Genomic DNA, 20,109 nt, shown 5'->3' with positions numbered 1-20,109 from the left:
ACGTGCCTTGGAAGTGATCGCCAGCTCGTCGAGGTTGGCCTGGTCGACGCGCAGGTCGTGGGCGCGGACGGTGGCGGCGTGCCGCTCGGCCATCATCACCGACTTGGTGGCGGCCGGCGTGGACCCGGATCCGCCCGGGCGCCGGCGGGAACCAGAAGGTGTCGACATGGGCGTCTCCCGATCTACTGGACGGCGGCCTGGTAGGTCAGCACGAGACCGACGTTGCGGAGGGTGGATTTCTCGCCGTCCAGGGCGAACGACCAGCCGGCGTCGCCGCGGACACTCAGTCCGGGGGCCGCCAGCACGGCGCCCTCGGTCAGCGTGAGCCGGGGATCCCCGTCCAGCACCAGCCGGGCCGGTACCCCGTCGGTCAGCTCGTAGGCGGGCAGCACGCCGGTGATCCGGCGCCCGGCCATGCCGGGGAACATCTCCGGCGTGAACGGCAGCACGAGCCGGTCGGCGCCGTTGCCGACGAACTCCTCCCACTGCTGCGGGAACTCGCGCGCCACGTCGAAGAACCGGGCCGCCGGATACGGCTTGAGCAGCCCCTTGACCGTCTCGGTGAAGGCGGCGTCCCCGGCCTCGGCGGTGTATCGGACGGTCAGCAGCACGTCGTACGGCTCGGTGGCGCCGTGCCGCTGCAGCCGCCAGGCCGACACCGCGCCGGTGCCCTCGAACGGCAGATAGCGCTCGTCGTCGTAGCGCAGCTCGAACAGGCCGTTGTTCTCCGCCGACAGCGCGATCCGCTGGCCGGGCCGCCAGTCCGCGCGCACCGTCGCCGGCATCGGCCCGGCCGGGTCGAGCAGGTGCTTCACCGCGGCCGGGTCGGCGGCCAGCACGGTCCGGTGGTCGAGTTGGGTGAGCATCGCGTTGACCGTGAGCGCCTGCCCGTCGGCGTCGAGGAAGTGGACCGCGATCGTCCGCAGCTGCCGCCGGAAGTGGCCGGGGAAGTCCCGGTCGAACAGCGTCTCGGTGAGCGCGAACTCGCAGCTGCCGGTCTCCCGCAGGCGCAGCAGCGCGACCGGGTCCACCTCCCGCAGCGACACGTGCCGGGTGATCTCCAGGCCGCGCTCGCCGCGGTCCAGGTTCGCGCGGCCCAGGCGGTCCAGATCGTGCCCCAGCGCGGCGCCGGCGAGCAGTCCGTTGCGCCGGCTCTCCCAGTACGCGGGCGCGATGTACGTCTCGCTCACCCCGTGCTCGAACTGGTAGGCCCGCTCCGCCGCCTTCGCCGTGTCGTACGCCAGCCGGTACGCCTGGAAGTACAGGCCGGACAGCCGCCCCGCCATCCACGCGTACAGCTCGGTGTTGGTGAACCGGTCGCGCACGAAGGTGGCGACCGTCTCCAGGTGGGTGATCTCCCGCGCCGCGATCTCCGCCTCCCGCCGGGCCGCGACCAGCTGCTGTTCGGCCGCGACGAGCTGGTGGCCGAGCTGGAGGTCGTCGTTGCGGGCCACGGCCAGCTGCAGCGTCCAGTCCTCGGTGAGCCGCTCGTGCTGAGCCTGCCGCCCCAGCGCCTCGCCGATCATGCTGAACGCCTCGCCGAGCGACTCGGTGGTCTCGGCGAACTTGCCCAGCGACTCGCCGATCTGCTCGCCGCCGGTCTCCGAGCCGATGATGAACGGCCCCAGGCTGAACTGCGGGGTGATGTGGGCCAGCGCGGCCGCGCCCTTGAGCACGCCCGCGGACAGGTGCAGGTTCGCGCCGTGCCGCATGGCCTCCAACTCGGCGCGCTCCAGCCCGGTCAGGCCGGTGGCCAGCAGCCGCTCGAAGTGGACGATCCGTTCCCGGGCCCCGGCCCGGCTCGCGGTGAGCTGCGCCAGCGCCTCTTCGGCGGCCCGTACCTGGGCCTGCCGGACGTCCAGGCCCATCGCCCGGACGGCCTGCTCCTGCCGGCTCTGCAGCAGGGCCAGCTCCTCGGCGCTGCCGCGTTCCAGCACCCCGAGCAGCTCGGTGCCGAACTGGGTCAGTTTCTCGGCCAGCTCCTGGGCGTGGCGGTGGACCGCGGCGAAGCGGTGGTGCGGCACCGGCGCCGCCGCGACCGCGGCGCTCTCGGCCGGGCTCACTCCCGCCGCGGCGCCCGCGGTCAGCGCGGCCGCGTCGAGTGCCGGCGCGAACAGCGGCAGCATCCGGGCGGCGCCGAGGATGTCCCGCGACTCGCGGATCTTGCGGAGCCGGTCCTCGACCCGGTCCCAGTACTCGCCGAACACCCGGTTCTCCGGGATGGTGAAGTAGGTGTCGGCCACCCCGGCGTGCGCCTCGCCGGCGCCGGCCAGCAGGGTGCCGCCGCCGGTCAGGAAGGCGAGCAGGTCCTGCTCGCCGAGTTCGGCGAAGGCGCGGGCCGGCAGCAGCCGGGTGCCGAGGCGTTCCGGGCGTTCGCCGAGCAGGTCGTGGGCGAGCACGTAGAGCATCCGGGCCTCGTCCACGGTCTCCGGGGTGAACTGGCGGAACAGCAGGTCACCCCAGTCGAGCAGGTTGTCGATGTAGGCCATCACCACGGCCCGGCGGTAGGCGACCGGCCGCAGCCCGGCGATCACGTGCGGGTCGAACGGGTCCTCCCGGTAGGCGCGCAGCAGGTGCTCCCGGTCGCCGACCGCGTCGAACATGGTGGCCGTCTCCGCCGCGATCAGGGTGGTCTCCCGGAACCGTTCGATCGCCTCGCGGCGCGCGGCGGTGACGCTGCGGACCGCGAGCATCGCCTGCACCGCGTCGTCGACGTCGCGGTGATACTGCGCGTTGGTCAGGTCGGTCAGCGCGGCGCGTTCGGCGTCGGTGGCCGGGTCGCGGTTCTGCGCCACGGCCGGCGCCAGGGTGCGCAGGGCACTGACGATCGGTTCCAGCGCCCGTTCGGTACGGGTGGTCGACGATCCCGCGGCGCGCACCCGGGCCAGCTGCTCGGTCAGGGAGTCCGCCAGCTCGGCCGGGTCGACGGCGAGGAACGGCAGGAAGCGCCAGCAGGAGTGCGGATGGGTCGGGTCGAAGACGTACTCGTACCAGCGGCGGGCGTCCTCGAAGCGCTGCGCCTGGTTGAGCGTCTGCGCGATCAGCATCGGCGCGTGGAAGAAGATCTCCCAGTAGTAGCCGCCGTTGGCGCTGCGGAAGTCCAGGTGTGAGCCGCTGGGCAGCCGGTCGGCGTCGACCAGGTCCGGGTTGACCCGGATCGCGGTGACGTCGGCGGCGTCGGTGCTCAGCGCGATCTCGTCGGTCTCCTGGGTGGCGAGGTCGAGCAGCGCGCCGACCCCGCCGGAGAGCAGCCTGCGGTTGAGGTCGGAGGCGGTGCCGGTGGTCAGCCGGACGATCTCGAACGGCAGCGCGGCCAGCCGGTACGGACGGCGCACCTTGCCGGTGGTGGCGTACCTGACGTACTGGTCGCCGAGGAACAGGTACAGGCCGTCGGCGCTCTCCAGGGCCGCGCTGAACGCGGGCGGCAGTTCGGCCCAGGCGCCGGCGACCGGCACCGGATCGGGCAGGGTGCCCGGTTCGGTACCGGCGGTGACGGTGGCGTAGCGGTCACCGCTGAACAGGTGCACGTCGGTGCCGCGGGGCAGCACGGTGTCGATCCGGCGCGGCAGCCGGGCCGGATAGCCGTCGTCGACGAGCGCCGGCACAGTGCTGCCGTCGAGGGTGTAGCGCACGTACTCCTCGCCGCAGGTCAGGTAGAGCCGGTTGCCGCCGGTCCAGGCCGCGTCGACGGTCTGGGTGCGGACGATGGCGCTGGGAACGTGCACCGGCCGGGTCCGGGTGTGGCCGCTCGGATCGCGTTCGGTGTAGGTCTGGCCGTTGTTGTCGAAGTAGTAGGTGAGCTGCCCACGCCGGGCGATCGCGTCGATGCGCACGTCGCTCGGCAGGCCGTCGCCACCCAGGTTCCGCGGGTAGCCGGCGTCCGGGGCGCCGAACCCGGCGCCACGAGCGCGCTCGGCCGGGTGGGTGAAGCGCAGATAGCGGCCGCCGCCGATGAACAGCGTGGCGGTGTCGGTGACCAGCACCGTGTCGAGCTGGGTGAACGCGTCCGCCCCGGTGGCGTGCTGCCACAGCTCGCTGATCGGCCGGGCGGTCTGCGATGCCTCGGAGGTGTACCAGTTGTCGCCGGAGACGAAGTACTCCACCCCGTCGGGCGTGCGGAACGCGACGTCCACGCTGCGCAGCTGCGACGGCACGCCGTCCTCGTTGCCGTAGACGTCCCGCGGATAGCCGGCGTCGGCCATCTCGAACGGGGTGCCGGTGAACGCGGTGTACCGGGGGCCGCTGAAGACGAACGTCCGGTCGCCGCGGACCAGGACCGTGTCGATCTGGCCGGGGGCCGGCAGCACCTGCCGGGGCAGACCCCAGCGGGGCGCGATCGGCTCGGGTGACCCGGTGCCGGTGCGCCACATGTGCTGGACGTTGTCGAAGTACAGGCGGGTGCCACCGGTCAGCTCGACCGCGGCGTCCACCTGACTCCAGCCCGGTCCCGGTTCCGGCAGCTGGTACGGGTTGGGGGAGAGCGGGACGAACGAGGCCTCCTGCGGGGTCACGGTGACCGGCCGGCACAGGAAACTGCCGCCCCTGTGGTCGACGCTGAACCAGGGCCAGACGTCGGTGCCGGCCGGGGCGTCCAGCCGGACCACGGCGGCCGGGTCCACCGGGTCGAGGAAGATCTGCGCGACCCGGTCGGCGGTGGCGGTGCCGGCGCTGGTGGCGGCCCGCACCGCGGCGTCCAGCTCGTCGCCGGCCCCGACCGGCAGCTCGTCGGCGTACAGCTCGGGGTTGAGGTCGTAGCGCAGCTCGGCGGGGCTCGCCGCGCCTTCGCGCGGCGTCACCGTGTAGCCGCAGGACACCATGATCGACATGCGGCCGGAGCCGGCCTTCATCCGCGGCAGCACCAGCAGCCGTACGTCACTGATCGTGGCCAGGTGCAGCGGCCCGTCACCCAGGTTCTGCTCGGGCACCCACCCGCCGGTGAGGTCCTGGAACGAGTAGCGGATGCCCACCCGGTAACTGGCCTCCTTGGCGGCTGGGTCGACCACCACCGCCTCGGTCACCGTCCAGAACACGAAGACCCGCCCGAAGGCGTGCACCGGGTGCACCAGGTCGGCGTCGATGCGCACCCCGACCGGCTGCCACGCCTCCCAGGACGCGGACAGGTTGTCCCGGCTGCCGAACTCGGCGCGCCGGTGGTAGTAGCGGCGCGGGTCGGTCTTGGTGCGGCCGAACAGGATCAGCCGGCGCGGCCCGTCGGCCAGCTGGTCCTTGGTGTAGACGTAGCCGCCGGCGATGGTCAGCCGCGACACCTCGGTGTATTCGTCGAGGTAGCGGCGGTAGGCCCGGTCCACCGTGGCCGCGGTGATCTCGCCCTGCAGCAGGTCGCTCTCCAGGGCCTGGAACGCCGGGGTCTTCGTGCCGCGCAGCTCCGGCCGCAGGTAGTTCTCCGGGTGCAGGAAGACGCCGCGGTTGGCCTCCCAGAGGCGGTAGGCGCGCATCCACGTCCACCACCGCCGGACCCGTTCGCGCTGCTCCTCGTCGCCGCCCGCGTCCTCCAGGTTGAGCAGGTAACGGTGCAGGTAGAGCTGGGCGGCGGCGATCGCCTCCCGGACCCGGGAGGTGGTGCCGTGCTCGCCCATGCCGACGTCGATGAGGAACCGGGCGAACAGCGCGGCGGGGTCGCGCCCGGAGGCGGCGACCAGCGCGTCGCGGGTGCGCAGGTTCAGCTCGCCGTGCAGCTGCCGGGCCAGGGCGGGCCAGCGGTCCGGGCCGGCGACGCGGGCCAGCAGCTCGGTCAGCACGGTGGCGGCGGCGTCCAGGCCGGCCGGGCCGCCGTCGTCGTGCAGCGGCGCCCAGACCTCGTCGTGGATCCGGGACGGTCCGGCGCCGAACCGGTCGGCCAGCGCGAACAGGCCGGCCGTGTCGAGCAGGAACTCCAGTTCGAGACGGTCGCCCTCGTCCGGGAAGCGGCTGTTGCGGCGGCACCAGCGCAGCTCCTCGACGTCCCAGCCGAGGCGCTCGGCGACGTACCGATAGGGGTCGGTGATCGTGGCGTCCGGCGCGAGACCGACGCCGAGCGCGGCGTAGCTCGCGATCAACCGCAGGTCGCGCAGCCGGTAGTCGGCGATCGGCGCCCAGCGGTCGGCGAAGCGCTGCGGGAAGGTCCGGTCGGCGGCGTCGTGCCCGTCGCTGAAGCGCACGTACCGGTCACCCCTGGCGAGGTAGGTGCGGCCGTCGAGGGTGAACGCGCCGTCGATGCCGTCGGCGAAGTCGTCCGGCAGGTCGAAGCCGGCGCTGATCGGGCGCGGATAGCCGTCCTCGACGGTGCCGAACTCGCCGAGCCGGTACCGGGCGTACTGGCTGCCGCTGAACGCGTACAACTCGCCGGTCGAAGCGACGAACGCGGCCTGCAGGCCGGTGTCGCGGAACTCGTTGCGCGGCATGCCCCAGGCGCCGGCCAGCGCGGCGACGCTCGCGTCGCCGCCGGCGGCGTGCAGGAACCGGTCGCCGGCGAACAGGTAGGTGCTGCCGTCCGGCGCGCGGAACGCGGCGTCCACCCCGGCGCGGAATCCGGCCGGCAGGTCCGCCACGCCGAGCTCGACGGGCAACGCGGCGGCGAGCGTACGCGGGAAGCCGTCATCCACCCGCGAGTAGTCCGCGCCGGTGTACCGGACCACCTGATCACCGGCGAACAGGTACGTGTGCGTGCCGGTGACCAGCGTGGCGTCCACCCGCCCCCGCTCGGCCAGGTTGTTGCGGATCCGCCCGAGCGCGGCCGTCTCGAACTCGCCGGCCGTCTCCCGGGACAGCACGTGGCAGGTGTCGTCGGCGAACAGGTAGACGTTGCGGGCGTTCGACACCACCGCGTTCAGCATCGGCTCACCGCCGGCGTGCCGGGCGGCCAGCTCCTCCAGGACCGTCGCCGGCAGCGCGGCGAACGGCTCCTCACCGCGCAGGTGCTCGGCGATCGCGCGGGGATAGCCGGGATCGGTGTAGCGGTAGTCGCTGCCGCTGTACCGCACGTACTGGTCGCCGGCGAACAGATAGGTGACCCCGTGGTCGACGAACGCCGCGTCGATCACGTCGTGGCGGGTGCCGGTCAGGAAGTTGTTGCGGGTCAGGCCCCAGTGCTCACGCACCGGCCGGCGCGGCGCGAAGGCGCCGCCGGAGTAGCGGGTGAACTCGTGGCCGAAGAAGAAGTAGGTGGCGCCGTCCCGGCCGGTGAACGCGGCGCGCAGGTCACCGGTCGCCCCGATGCCGCGCCAGATCCGCTCCAGCGGCCGTGGCGCCGACCAGGCGCCGCTCGCCTCGTCATAGGTCAGGCACACGTCGCCGGCCAGGACCAGCAGGTGCTCGCCGTTGGTCAGCACCGCGTCCGGCAGGGTGAACCCGGCCGGCCGGTACTCCTGCGGGATCTCCCAGAAGCCGGGGCCGGTGAGCTGCGGGTAGCCGTCGTCGGGCTGGTCCAGGTCCTTGCCGGAATAGACCAGGTAGCGCATGGCGCCGTCCGGCCCGGGCGGCTCGAACAGATGGGTGACGCCGTCCCGGACATAGGCCAGGGCTACCGCGGTCAGCCCGGCGAAGTGCTCGGCGATCGGCAGCGGACCCCGCTCGACCTGCACGTCCACGTAGTCGAGCCCCGGGTAGACCACGAACTGATCGCCGCTGAACACGTAGGTGCGCCCGTCCGGGGCGACGAACCCGGCGTCGGCCGTGTTGTCGTGCCAGAAGGCGTTGCGCGGCCGGCCCCACTCCTCGGCGAGCGGGTAGACCGCCTCGGCCGCGGTGTTGTAGCAGAGCGGCCCCTTGAACACGTAGGTGTTGCCGTCGGTGCCGTGCAGCACGGCGTCCGCGTCGGTGCGGTACTCGGCGGGCACCGACCGCAGCAACCGCGGCTGCTGCTCGGCCGCCGACACCACCGCGCCCTCGATCGCGGTGTAGCGGTGCCAGCCGTAGTAGTGCCGCAGGAACAGCGTCCCGTCCTCGACGAGCGCGCAGCCCGGCGTCTCGAAGGCGACGTGGTCGTAGCGCCGGTAGCCGGCGGTGGACGCCACGTGGCAGCGGTCGCCGCTGATCAGATAGACGTTGCCCCTGTCGGCGAACGCGGCGTCGATCGAGTCCGGCACGGCGGTCAGCCCGGCGAAGCGGGGCTCCCGCGGCAGCTGGTCCAGTCGCCGCGGATAGCCGAGGTCGACGGTCCGCGCGTCGCCGGTGTAGCGGACGAACTGGTCGCCGGAGAACAGGTAGGTGTGCTCGCCGGCCACCAGCGCCGCGTCCACCCGCCCGGTCCGCGCGATGTGGTTGACCACGACACCCCAGAACCCGGTGATCGGCGCCGGATACCGGTCGTCCACCCGGCCGAGGTTCGGATCCGAGAAGCGGGCGTAATCCCGGCCGTGGAAGACGTAGGTGCGCCCGTCGGTGCCGGTGAACATCGTGCTGACCCGGTCGAACGGCAGGCTGTCCCACTGCTCGGCGAGCGGCCGGGCCGGCGACCACCAGCGCCGCCGGCCGTCGAACGTGACGACGCTGTCGTCGCAGATCAGGTGGACCCGGCCGTCGGGGGCGGTGAACACCGCGTCGACCGGCCGGTCGCGCAGCTCCGCCGGCAGGTTCCACCAGTTGTCGGCGAGCGGGCGCGGGTATCCGGCGTCGGGCGCCGTGTAGTCGCGCGTGGAGTAGCGCACGTGGAAGGCGACCGCGCCGGGGTCGCAGGCCACCTCGAGGTGGGTGCCGGTGCGGGTCAGGGCGAGGCGCATCCCGGAGCCGGCGGTCGTCTGCCACGCCGGGGCCGCCCCGGTCACGGTCGCGTCCCCGGCGACCGGCAGGCCGTGCTCGTCGAGCCGGTCACGCAGCGACCGCGGCATCCGGCCGGCGTCCAGCTCGGCCTCGTCGGCCGCCGCCCTCGGGGTACGGAACAGCAGCCCCGCCGTCCCGAACAGGTGGGTCTGCCCGTCCAGGGCGAACGCCGCGTCGACCCGCTGCAGCCCGGCCCAGTCGCCGACCGGTCGCGGGTAGCCGGAGTCCACCGCGGTGTAGTCGCTGCCGGAGTAGCGCACGTAGTGACCGTGACTGAACAGGTAGGTGCACCCGTCCAGGCCGACGAACCCGGCCTCCACCTCGCCGAAGGGCAGCACCTCGGGCAGCACGCCCCAGCGCTCGGCGGTCGGCGCCACGCTCGGCCCGTTCGCTTCCAGCGCCACGGTGCGACCGTCCTTGAACAGGTGCACGACTCCGGCGGCGTCGGCGAACGCCGCGTCCACGCCGCTGTCGAACCCGGGCGGCACACCCGGGAACTGCGCCGCGATCCGCCTCGGGTAACCGTCGTCGGCGCGCAGGCCGTCGTTCTCCACGCAGTTGCTGTGCCGCACCACCCGGTCCCCGGAGAAGAGGTAGAGCGCCGGCCCGGCGACGTAGGCGGCGTCGAACCGGTCCGGCTCGACCACCCGCCCCCACCCGTCGGCGATCATCCGCTCGGCCGGCGCCTCCGGGCCACCGAGCGCGACGAACCGCTCCCCGGCGAACAGGTAGGTCAGCCCGTCATGACCGCGGAACGCCGCGTCCAGCTCGCCCCGGAACCGCGGCGGCAGCGCCCCGGCGCGCAGGTCGCCCTCCCACCACTCGCCGATCCGGCGCGGATAGCCGGCGTCCACCTGGGCGTAGTCCGGTCCCGAGTAGCGGACGTACTGGTCGCCGCAGAACAGGTAGGCGCGGCCGGCCTCGTCGACGAACGCCGCGTCGATGCGGGCCGGCTCGGCGAACACGTTGCGCACCGTGCCCCACTGCTGGGTGCGCCGCGTCCACCGGGTGTGGCCGCGGGCGCGGACGAACGTGGCGGAGACCCCGTCGTCGCCGCGGCCGACCAGCCAGCTCGTGCCGCTCGGGTCGGTGAACGCGGCGTCCACCGAGCCCAGCCCGCCGAACGGACCGCCGAGATCGGTCAGCAGCCGCGGCCGCGGGTCGGTCAGCGTGCCGTCGGCCGTGTACTCCCAGTAACCGCGTTCGCGGAACAGCAGGATCCGGCCGTCGCCGGCGTCCAGCAGCGCGTCGATCCGGTCCACGCCGGGCGGCAGCACGAGCGGCTCGGCGAACTTGGCGGCCAGGTCCTGGTCGTGGAAGACCGTCGCGATCTCGGCGGGGCCCAGGCCGAGACGCGCGGCGAGCACCGCGCATCCCTGGACCCGGCGCATCGTACGGCCGGAGCCGAGGCTCTCCAGCATGTCGGCGGGACTACCGCTGACCGCCGTGCAGATGGCCTCGGCGGTGGCGGCCGGGATCGCGTACGCGTCCTGCAACGCCGTGCCGAGCGCGGCGTGCTGTGCGGCCTGCCGGTCCAGCAACGCCGTGGTGATCTCGCTGATCGCCGCGCTCAGCTGCACGGCGGCCGTGTGCAGCAGCAGGAACACGTCGCGGCTGAAGTCCGCGGAACCGGGCAGCGTGAAGTCCAGCGCGTGATGCGCGTGCCCGAACCAGTCGAGGCGATGCGCCGGCACCGCCAGCTGCTCGGTCAGGTCTCCGGCGCCGATCAGATGGGCGACGAGGTGGTCGCGCTCCTCGTCGGTGAGACCCAGCCCGGTCAGCGCCGCCGGGTCGAACCGGTAGGGCGCGCCGTCGGCGTGCACGGTCGCCAGCCGCGCGTTGATCGCCGCGTTCTCCGCCGCCGTGAAGCCGTCGATCGTGACCGGTTCGGCCGGTGCCCGCCCGTCCGGGAAGGCCGCGTCCAGGGCCGCGACGACCCGGCCGGCCGCCTCGGCGTCGGCGAGGTCGCGGAAGTCGTCCGCGGTCACCGTCGCCATCGCGGTGCGCACCCGGCTGAGCTGTCCCTGCACCGCGTCGAGCACCTCCCGCCGGTACGGGTGGAACCGCACGTCCACGGTCAGCTCGGCGGGCGTCATGTCGAGCAGGCCGGCCGGGTCGCGGTAGGCGTACTCGTCGTCGAGGTGCCCGTTGAACTGCAGGCTGAGCAGCAGTGCCGTCCAGTCGTCGGCGGAGACCGGCAGCCCGGCGAAGTCGGCCGGGTTGAGCAGGATCGGCTCCCGGGTGAACGCGGCCAGGCGCTCCCGCAGCCGGGAGTGCACCGCCTCGGCCAGGCCGCTCAGGTCCGCGTCGGTGGCCGGGTCGTCGCGCAGGAGCCGTCCGTCCGGGTCCACCTGCCCGTTGAAGATCAGGTTGTCGTAGAGCTCGGCGCGCCCGGCGTCGTCCAGGCCGCCGAGCTCGTCGAGGTCCGAGGGGTAGCACATCGGCAGGTCGTCGCCGGCGTTCTCGATCAGCCAGGCCAGCAGCTCGGACAGCGGCTCCTGCCAGGCGGTGAAGTCGCCGGCCAGCACCAGCTCGCCGGCGGTCTCCGGGAGCCGGTCGGCGGTCACCTCGCCGGACGGCTCCAGGTAACCGCGCAGCACCAGGTTCGTGAAGATCTTGGTGGCGAGGCGGTCGTCCAGGCCGAGGCCGGTGAAGTCGCTGCCGGCGACCAGGGCCAGCTCGGTGGCGGCGGCGTGCGCGGCGGTGGCGGCCGCGTCCGGGTCCACCCGCAGCACGCCGGGATCGGCGGCCGAGGTGATGCCCGGCCCGAAACCCACCAGCACGTCGTGGATCACCTGGGCGGCGCGGGGCCCGAACCGCTCCGACACGAAGGCCTCCGGCACCATCCGGACCGCGTCCTGGCCGGCGCGCACCGTGTCGAGCACGACGGCCGGGTCGGTGCCGCCCAGGCCCATCACCTCGCGCAGGTCCGCGGTGGACAGGCCGGTCTCGGACAGCCAGCGGGTCAGCGCGAGCAGCATCTGCACCAGCCACAGGGCGCTCGGCACGTCGGCGCCGGCCAGCACGGCGTACGGGTCGCGGGCGCCGCCGGTGTCGATCAGCAGCGGGAACGCCGGGTGGCGCAGCGCGGACGGGTCGGCGGCCAGCGCGTCCAGCAGGTCGTCGAGCTCCTCGGCGCTGATCTCCAGGGCGGCGGTGAGCAGCCCGGCCCGGTCGCGCGGGGCCGGCGGCGCGACGAGGGCGACCACCGCGTCGAGCGGGCGGTCCAGCTCCCGCTGGAGATGGCGCAGCACGGCGATGGTGCGCAGCGCGGCGGCGTCGATCCGGTTGTCGCAGCAGGACCGCAGGAACAGGTGCAGGTCGGCGAAGGGGAGGGCGAGCATGCGGGCCAGCCGGACGAAGCGGTGCGCCCGCTCGTACCAGGAGATCGGGACCGGGCCGGTGGTGGCGGCCGGGACCAGCGCCTGCTCCGTCTCGTCCAGGGTGACCGTCTCGCCGTCCTGGCGCAGCAGCGCCCGCAGCTCGTCGGCGCTCAGCGACAGCGCGGCGCGGAACCGCCGCACCCCGGCCAGTTCCGGGTAGGGATCCGCGGCCTCCGGATCCAGCCCGAGGCACTCCCGAAGGGGCTTGCCGTCCGGCAGCACCGTGGTGACCAGGGCGACCTCGGCCGGCGTCAGCCCGAGCGCCTCCCGGGCCACGACGTCCGGATCCACCACCGGGGCGAACCGGCGGTACAGCTCCACCATGTCGGCGCCCAGGTGGTGCAGCAGCCGGGCGATCCGCTCGTGCCGCACCGAGAACAGCACCCGCTGGTCCTCGGCCAGCGTGTCCTTTCCCCGGCGGGCCGCCAGGTCACCGGCCAGCACCTCGTTGACGATGTCCAGATAGGGCACCTCGGCGTAGGTGTGCTCGGCGTCCAGCGGCACCCCGCGCAGGTCCGGGCGGCGCTGGGCGAGCCGGTCACCGCCCAGCCGCAGCAGATCCGCCAGATAGGCCGCCGGCGACGACACCGACCGGGCGTCGTCGCCGGCCCGGAAGTCGAGATCACCGAACAGTGACTGATAGCTGGGCAGCGAACCGTCCGGACCCATGTCGCACCCCTCCCCGAGTGAGGCAGCCGGGCGTAACCCCGACAAGGGTGCGGTCAACAGGGCGTGGCGGCGTCCCGGTCGAGGATGAGCGAAACCGGCGCCGGCGCGAGGGCGGCGCCCGTGCATCGGCCGCAGTCTAACGACGCAATGAGATCCATCGATTCCGCCGATCTATCGATGCGCCCCGGTCCGTCCGCACCTTCTCTCGGCTCGCGCCGATCAGCCTGTCGGGCAGGCGACATCAGTGGATCGATTCCAAACCTCTTGCGCGTTTTTCTGCGCAATCGGCGGCAAGTGCTGTGGAAGCGTTGACTTGTGCGAAAAGTGGTGCTGACACTCAAGCCGGTGGGGCATCGGCGCTCCTGGATGGCCCGGTGAGCCCGGCCGTCCCGCCAGGTAGGAGGCGGGTATGGCACCACGGCACACGTCCCGGGTACGCCTGATCGCAATCGGCCTGGCCACCACTCTCACGATCACCGGATGCGCCGGCTGGGGCGGCGGCGTCGGCGGGGGAGACGGGCGCAGCATCAACGTCCTGATGGTCAACAACCCACAGATGGTGGACCTGCAGCGGCTCACCGAGGCGAACTTCACCGCACGCACCGGCATCCGGGTGAACTACACGGTGCTGCCGGAGAACGACGTCCGCGACAAGATCAGCCAGGAGTTCTCGAGTCAGGCAGGTCAGTACGACGTGGCCTCCCTGTCCAACTTCGAGATCCCCATCTACGCGCGCAGCGAATGGGTCGCCCCGCTGGACGACTACATCGCCGCCGACCCCCGGTTCAACCAGGACGACGTGCTGCGGCCGATGACCGAGTCGCTCTCCGGCGACGACGGCAAGGTGTACGGCCAGCCGTTCTACGGCGAGTCCTCGTTCCTGATGTACCGCAAGGACGTGTTCGAGGCGCAGGGCGTGCAGATGCCCGAGAAGCCCACCTGGCAGCAGGTCGCCGACCTGGCCGCCCGGCTGGACGGCAAGGAGCCCGGCATGGCCGGGATCTGCCTGCGCGGCCAGCCCGGCTGGGGCCAGGTCTTCGCCCCGCTGACCACGGTGGTGAACACGTTCGGCGGCACCTGGTTCACCGAGGACTGGCAGGCCCAGGTGGACGCCCCCGAGTTCCGGGAGGCCACCCAGTTCTACGTGGACCTGGTCCGCGACTACGGCGAGGCCGGCGCCCCGCAGGCCGGGTTCACCGAATGCCTGAACAACATGGTGCAGGGCAACGCGGCCATGTGGTACGACGCCACCAGCGCCGCCGGTTCCCTGGAGGCGGCCGACTCCCCGGTCAAGGGCAAGATGGGCTACGCGCCCGCCCCCGTCGTCAAGACGCCCAGCTCCGGCTGGCTCTACGCGTGGGCGTGGGCGATCCAGCGGGCCAGCGAGCGCAAGGACGACGCCTGGCAGTTCATCTCCTGGGCGTCCAGCAGGGAGTACGAGGAACTCGTCGGCGCCCAGGTCGGCTGGTCCCGGGTGCCCGCCGGCAAACGCGCCTCGACGTACGAGAACCCGCAGTACCTCCAGGAGGCCGGGGCCTTCGCCGCGCCGACGAAGGCGGCGATCGAGAGCGCCGACCCCCGCAACCCCGGGGTGCAGCCGCGTCCCGCCATCGGCATCCAGTTCGTCGACATTCCCGAGTTCACCGACCTCGGCACCCAGGTGTCGCAGCACGTCAGCTCGGCCATCGCCGGGCAGATGAGCGTCGACGAGGCGCTCGAACGGGGACAGGAGCTGGCCGACGACGTCGCCGAGCGGTACCGGGCCCGGCAAGGCGAGTGAGGAGGCGAAGTGAGCGTCACTCTGGAGAAGAGCGCCCGGGCCGCGGAGCCGACCACCCTGCGCAGGACCGGTGACTGGGCGCGACGGGCCCCGCTGCTACCCGCGCTGATCTTCATGATCGTGGTGACCCAGCTGCCGTTCGTGGTCACGCTGGTCATCTCGTTCATGGACTGGAACGCCTACTACCCGGACGAGCGGGGCTTCGCCGGCTTCGCCAACTTCCGGCGGGTCTTCACCGACGTCAACATGCGCGACGCGGTCCTCACCACCATCTGGCTCACCGCCGGTGTGGTGCTGATCAGCCTGGCCCTGGGACTGGGCATCGCGCTGCTGCTGGACCGCAGGTTCCGGGGCCGCGGCGCGGTGCGCACCATGATGATCGCGCCGTTCCTGGTGGTCCCGGTCGCTGCCGCGCTGCTCTGGAAGCACGCCCTCTACAACCCGGAGTACGGCCTGTTCAACGGCGCCATCACCGGTCTGTGGCAGCTGTTCGGCGCGGACAACCCGCCCCAGCCGGACTGGATCAGCACGATGCCGCTGACCGCGGTGATCGCCGCGCTGGTCTGGCAGTGGACCCCGTTCATGATGCTGATCCTGCTCGCCGGCCTGCAGAGCCGGCCACTGGACGTGATCGAGGCGGCCCGCATCGACGGCGCCACCACCTGGCAGATCTTCCGGCACATGACCTTCCCGCACCTGCGCCGCTATCTGGAGCTGGGCGGGCTGCTCGGCTCGATCTACGTGGTGCAGAACTTCGACGCCGTCTTCACGATCACCTCCGGCGGGCTGGGCACCGCGAACCTGCCGTACACGATCTATCAGATCTTCTACAACGCCCACGACTACGGACGGGCCTCGGCCGCGGCGGTCATCGTCGTGATCGGCACGATCCTCATCGCCACCTTCGCACTGCGCACCGTGTCCACACTGTTCCGGGAGGAGAGCGGCCGATGAGTTCGATCACCGACACCGCGCCGGTGCCTGCCACCCGTACCGAATCCGGGGAACCGCGGCGCAAGCCGCGCAGCCGGGCCGGCCTCGTGCTGACCCTGGTGGCCTGGCTGGTCGGTTTCCTGTTCGTGCTGCCGGTGCTGTGGATGCTGCTCACCTCGCTGCACAGCGAACCGGACGCCGCGACCAATCCGCCGAGCCTGGCCGCACCGCTGACCTTCGACGGCTACCGCGAGTTCTTCACCACCGGCGATCCCTGGCCGTCGCTGGCGAACTCGATGTCGGCGAGCGTCGCCTCGACGATCATCGTGCTGCTGCTGGCGATCCCGGCCGCCTACGCGCTGTCCATCAAGCCGGTCCGCAAGTGGACCGACGTGCTGTTCTTCTTCCTCTCCACCAAGATGCTGCCGGTCGTCGCCGGTCTGCTGCCGATCTACCTGTTCGCCCAGTCGGCGAGCCTGCTGGACAACATCTGGCTGCTGATCGCCTTCTACACGGCGATGAACCTGCCGATCGCGGTCTGGATGATGCACTCGTTCCTGTCCGAGGTGCCGGTGGAGATGCTGGAGGCGGCCGCGGTCGACGGCGCCGGCCTGTCGAAGACGCTGTCCGCGGTGGTCGCGCCGGTGGTCATGCCGGGCATCGCCGCCACCGCGCTGATCTGTTTCATCTTCAGCTGGAACGAGCTGCTGTTCGCCCGGGTGCTCACCGGGACCGTCGCGCAGACCGCCCCGGTCTACCTGACCGGTTTCGTCACCAGCCAGGGCCTGTTCCTCGCCAAGGTCTGCGCCGCGGCGGTCGTGGTCTCGCTGCCCGTGCTCATCGCCGGATTCGCCGCCCAGGACAAACTCGTTCAGGGCCTGTCCATGGGAGCCGTCAAGTGACCGAGCTGAACGCGACCACCCTGGCCGAACTCGGCAAGACCCTGCCGGTCCCGCGGTACGACCGGTCCCGCCTGCACACCGGCATCGTGCACATCGGCGTCGGCGGATTCCACCGCGCCCACCAGGCGATGTACCTGGACCGGCTGATGAACGAGGGCAAGGCCCACGAGTGGGCGATCTGCGGTGTCGGCGTACTGCCCGGCGACCGGCGGATGAAGGAGGTGATGGACGCCCAGAACGGCCTCTACACCCTGGTCGTGAAGAGTCCCGACGGCGACTGGGACGCGCGGGTGATCGGTTCGATCGTGGAGTTCCTGCTCGCCCCGGACAACCCGGAGGCGGTCGTCGAGAAGATGGCCGACCCGGCCACCCGGATCGTCTCGCTGACCATCACCGAGGGCGGCTACAACTTCAACGCGGTGACCGGCGCCTTCGACGCCACCCACCCGGACGTGGTCGCCGACCTGCGTCCCGGCGCCGTGCTGCGGACGACGTTCGGCCTGGTCGTCGAGGCGCTGGCCCGGCGCCGGCAGCGTGGCCTGCCGCCGTTCACCGTGATGTCCTGCGACAACATCCAGGGCAACGGCGACGCGGCCCGGCGCAGCTTCGCCGCGTACGCCGCCCTGCGTGACCGGGAGCTGGGCGAGTGGGTGTCCCGCGACGTCCGCTTCCCGAACTGCATGGTCGACCGGATCACGCCGGTGACCACCGACGACGACCGGGCCGAGGTGGCCCGGCGGCTCGGTGTCGACGACCGCTGGCCGGTGGTGTGCGAGCCGTTCACCCAGTGGGTGCTGGAGGAGTCGTTCACCGGTGGGCGGCCGCCGTTCGAGGACGCCGGCGTGCAGCTCGTCGCCGACGTCGAGCCGTACGAGCTGATGAAGCTGCGCCTGCTCAACGCCAGTCACCAGGGGTTGTGCTACTTCGCCTGGCTGGCCGGTTACCGCCTGGTGCACGACGCGGCGCAGGATCCGCTGTTCGCGCGGTTCCTGCTGGCGTACATGGACAACGAGGCCACGCCGACCCTGGAGCCGGTGCCCGGCATCGACCTCTACCAGTACAAGCGGCAGCTGATCGAGCGGTTCTCCAACGCGCAGGTCCGCGACACGGTGGCCCGGCTGTGCGCGGAGAGCTCGGACCGCATCCCGAAGTGGCTGCTGCCGGTGGTCCGGCACAACCTGTCCACCGGCGGGGAGATCCACCGGTCGGCGGCGGTGGTGGCGAGCTGGGCCCGGTACGCGGAGGCGGTCGACGAGCAGGGCCGGCCGATCGAGGTGGTCGACCGGCTGGCGCCGGTGCTGACCGAGGCGGCGGCCCGCCAGCACGACGACCCGCTGGCGTTCCTGCGCAATCGGAAGGTGTTCGGCGACCTGATGGACGACGAGCGGTTCGTCTCGGCGTACCGGTCGGCTCTGGCCTCGCTGCACGCCAAGGGCGCGCGGGCGACGCTGGAGGAGCTGACTCAGTAGGCGGCGAGCTGGGTCAGGCAGGTGGCCGCGTCCGCGGGCCGCCCGAAGTGGTAACCCTGCAGCAGCCGGTAGCCGAGGTGGTGGAGGATCGCGGCCTGTTCCGCGGTCTCCACCCCTTCGGCGACCGCGGTCAGCCCGAGACCCCGGCTGACGTGGATGAGCGCCTCGGCGATCACCCGCTGCTCGCCGGTGCCGGTGATGCCGTCGACGAACGACTTGTCGACCTTGAGGATGTCCACCGGCACGGTCTGCAGCAGGCGCAGCGACGAGTGCCCGGTGCCGAAGTCGTCCAGCGCGACGCGGACGCCGATGGCCCGCAACTGATGCAGCGCCTCCACGGCCTGGCCACCCTCGAAGACCGCGGTCTCGGTCACCTCCACGGCCAGGCACGCCGGTGGCAGGCCGGCCTCGGCCAGGGCGTTCGCGACCGTACGCGGGAAGCCGGAGCGAGCGAGCTGCCGCGCGGACACGTTGACGCTGACCCGATCCGGCGCGTGAGCGCCGAGCTCGTCCCGCCACCGGGCCATCTGCTCGCACGCGGTGCGCAGCACCCACGCGCCCAGCTCAACGATGAGCCCGTTGCGTTCGGCGACCGGGATGAAGTAGGCCGGGCTGACCGGTCCGCGGTCCGGGTGGTCCCAGCGCACCAGCGCCTCCACCGCGGCGATCCGGCCGTCCGGCACGGCGACGATCGGCTGGTAGACCACCCGGAACTGGCCCTCGTCCAGCGCCGTGCGGATCTCCGCGCCCAGGCGGGCCTGCTCGCCGGCCCGTTCGTCGAGCTCGGCCGACCAGCGCCGGTAGGGCTCGCCGGTGTCCTTGGCGGCGTACATCGCGGCTTCCGCGCGCCGCAGCATGGTCTCCGGGCCGGCGCCGGCGTCGGCGATGCCGATGCCGGCGCCGACGAGCAGTTCGTGACCGCCGGCCTGCACCGGCTCCCGCATGGCCGAGGCGATCAGGTACGCGACCTGCTCGGCCGTGTCCGGGCTGTCCTCGGGCAGCAGCAGGGCGAACTCGTCGCCACCCACCCGGGCCAGCAGCACCGGGCCGGCGGCGGTCGCGCGCAGCCGGGCGGCCACCGCGCCGAGCGCCTGGTCGCCGACGTCGCGGCCGAGCTCGTCGTTGACGTTCTTGAACCCGGTCAGGCCGAGGAACACCACCTCGGGACGGCCGTGCCGGGCCGCCCGGCCCAGCGCGCTCTCGAAGTGCCGGCGGTTCGCCAGCCCGGTCAGGTCGTCGTGCATGGCCAGGTGGGTCATCTGGTCGGTCTGCCCCTGGACGGTGCGGGTCAGCCCGGTGATCCGGCAGAACATCAGCACGCACAGGGTGACGCCGACCGCGGCGATGGCGAACCGGTCGACCGGGTCCGCGCCGGCGAACGGCACCAGCAGCATGGCCGGGACCAGCAGCGAACACGCCGTCGCCAGCACCAGCGGGGCGCGGCCGACGCGGGTGTTCGCGGCGGCGGCCGGCTCGGGCTCGGCGGCCATACTGGGGTGCAGCGCCGCGGCGGCCCACAGGGTGTAGGAGAGCAGCCAGCCCGCCGACAGCTCGTAGCCGTCGCTGTCGGAGTGCAGGGTCAGCACGGAGAAGGCCACGTCGGCGGCGAACAGCAGCAGCGCCGCGCCGCCCAGCAGCCGGGCGCTGGTGGTGTGCCCGCCGGCGCCGATGAACATCCGGGTCAGCATGGCCAGCAGCAGCGCGTCGGTGACCGGGTAGGCGACGCTGATGAACTGCTCCAGCACCGACGCCGAGGTGGCTTCGGCGGTCGGGTGCAGTACGAAGATCCAGAAGACCAGCCCGAGGCCGGCCGCGATCATGCCGGCGTCGACCAGGCCGGCGGTGTCGCTGCGGGTGTTCCGGCGCACGAACTGCAACAGCCCGACGATCAACGGCGGATAGGCGGCCAGGTAGAACGCGTCCGCGATCGACGGGTACGGCTCCTCGTGCAGGACGAAGACGTAGTAGATCCAGACGAAGTCACCGGCGACCGCGGTCACCTGGCCGGCGGCGAACAGGTACCACATGGCCGGGTGACGCGGCCGGAAGCGGCGCACCCCGACAACGATCATCACGGCCGAGACGAGCCCGATGGCGTTGTAGAGCAGGCTGGCCGCCAGGCTTTCCCGGGGCAGCAGGTAGTAACCGGTGGTCGCTACCGCTCCCGCCAGGCAATACCAGAGCCACCAGCCGTTCCGCACACTCTGCGATGTCGG

At 72.5% G+C, this 20,109-nt stretch carries 6 protein-coding genes; 4 read left to right on the top strand and 2 right to left on the bottom strand.

Annotated features, from left to right (window positions below):
• Nucleotides 1–182: 182 nt before the first annotated feature.
• Nucleotides 183–12,809 (bottom strand): hemopexin repeat-containing protein, encoded by a 12,627-nt coding sequence (locus AB0F81_RS14225; RefSeq protein ID WP_360196239.1) that lies wholly within the window; start codon nucleotides 12,807–12,809, stop codon nucleotides 183–185.
• A 409-nt stretch (nucleotides 12,810–13,218) separates the two neighbouring features.
• On the opposite strand from AB0F81_RS14225, the gene AB0F81_RS14220 reads away from it, so the two are divergent.
• Genes AB0F81_RS14220 through AB0F81_RS14205 form a run of 4 tightly spaced genes read left to right on the top strand, consistent with a single transcriptional unit; the run spans nucleotide 13,219 to nucleotide 17,893 of the window.
• Nucleotides 13,219–14,589, top strand: coding sequence for a sugar ABC transporter substrate-binding protein (locus AB0F81_RS14220; protein ID WP_360196236.1), 1,371 nt, complete (start codon nucleotides 13,219–13,221; stop codon nucleotides 14,587–14,589).
• A 9-nt stretch (nucleotides 14,590–14,598) separates the two neighbouring features.
• Nucleotides 14,599–15,543 (top strand): sugar ABC transporter permease, encoded by a 945-nt coding sequence (locus AB0F81_RS14215; protein ID WP_360196233.1) that lies wholly within the window; start codon nucleotides 14,599–14,601, stop codon nucleotides 15,541–15,543.
• A complete protein-coding gene (locus tag AB0F81_RS14210; protein WP_360196230.1) occupies nucleotides 15,540–16,424 on the top strand; it encodes a carbohydrate ABC transporter permease in 885 nt (294 codons plus the stop codon). Before AB0F81_RS14215 ends, AB0F81_RS14210 begins: the two co-directional genes overlap by 4 nt.
• Nucleotides 16,421–17,893 (top strand): mannitol dehydrogenase family protein, encoded by a 1,473-nt coding sequence (locus tag AB0F81_RS14205; protein ID WP_360196227.1) that lies wholly within the window; start codon nucleotides 16,421–16,423, stop codon nucleotides 17,891–17,893. The genes AB0F81_RS14210 and AB0F81_RS14205 overlap by 4 nt, the downstream gene beginning before the upstream one ends.
• Here the strand turns inward: AB0F81_RS14205 and AB0F81_RS14200 are convergent.
• A complete protein-coding gene (locus tag AB0F81_RS14200) occupies nucleotides 17,887–20,094 on the bottom strand; it encodes a bifunctional diguanylate cyclase/phosphodiesterase (RefSeq protein WP_360196224.1) in 2,208 nt (735 codons plus the stop codon). The two genes, AB0F81_RS14205 and AB0F81_RS14200, sit on opposite strands and share 7 nt — an antisense overlap.
• Nucleotides 20,095–20,109: the final 15 nt, after the last annotated feature.

Origin of the sequence: Actinoplanes sp. NPDC024001 (genome assembly GCF_040638955.1) — a bacterium.
Taxonomy (GTDB): Bacteria; Actinomycetota; Actinomycetes; order Mycobacteriales; family Micromonosporaceae; genus Actinoplanes.
This window is presented reverse-complemented; position numbering and strand designations above follow the sequence as displayed.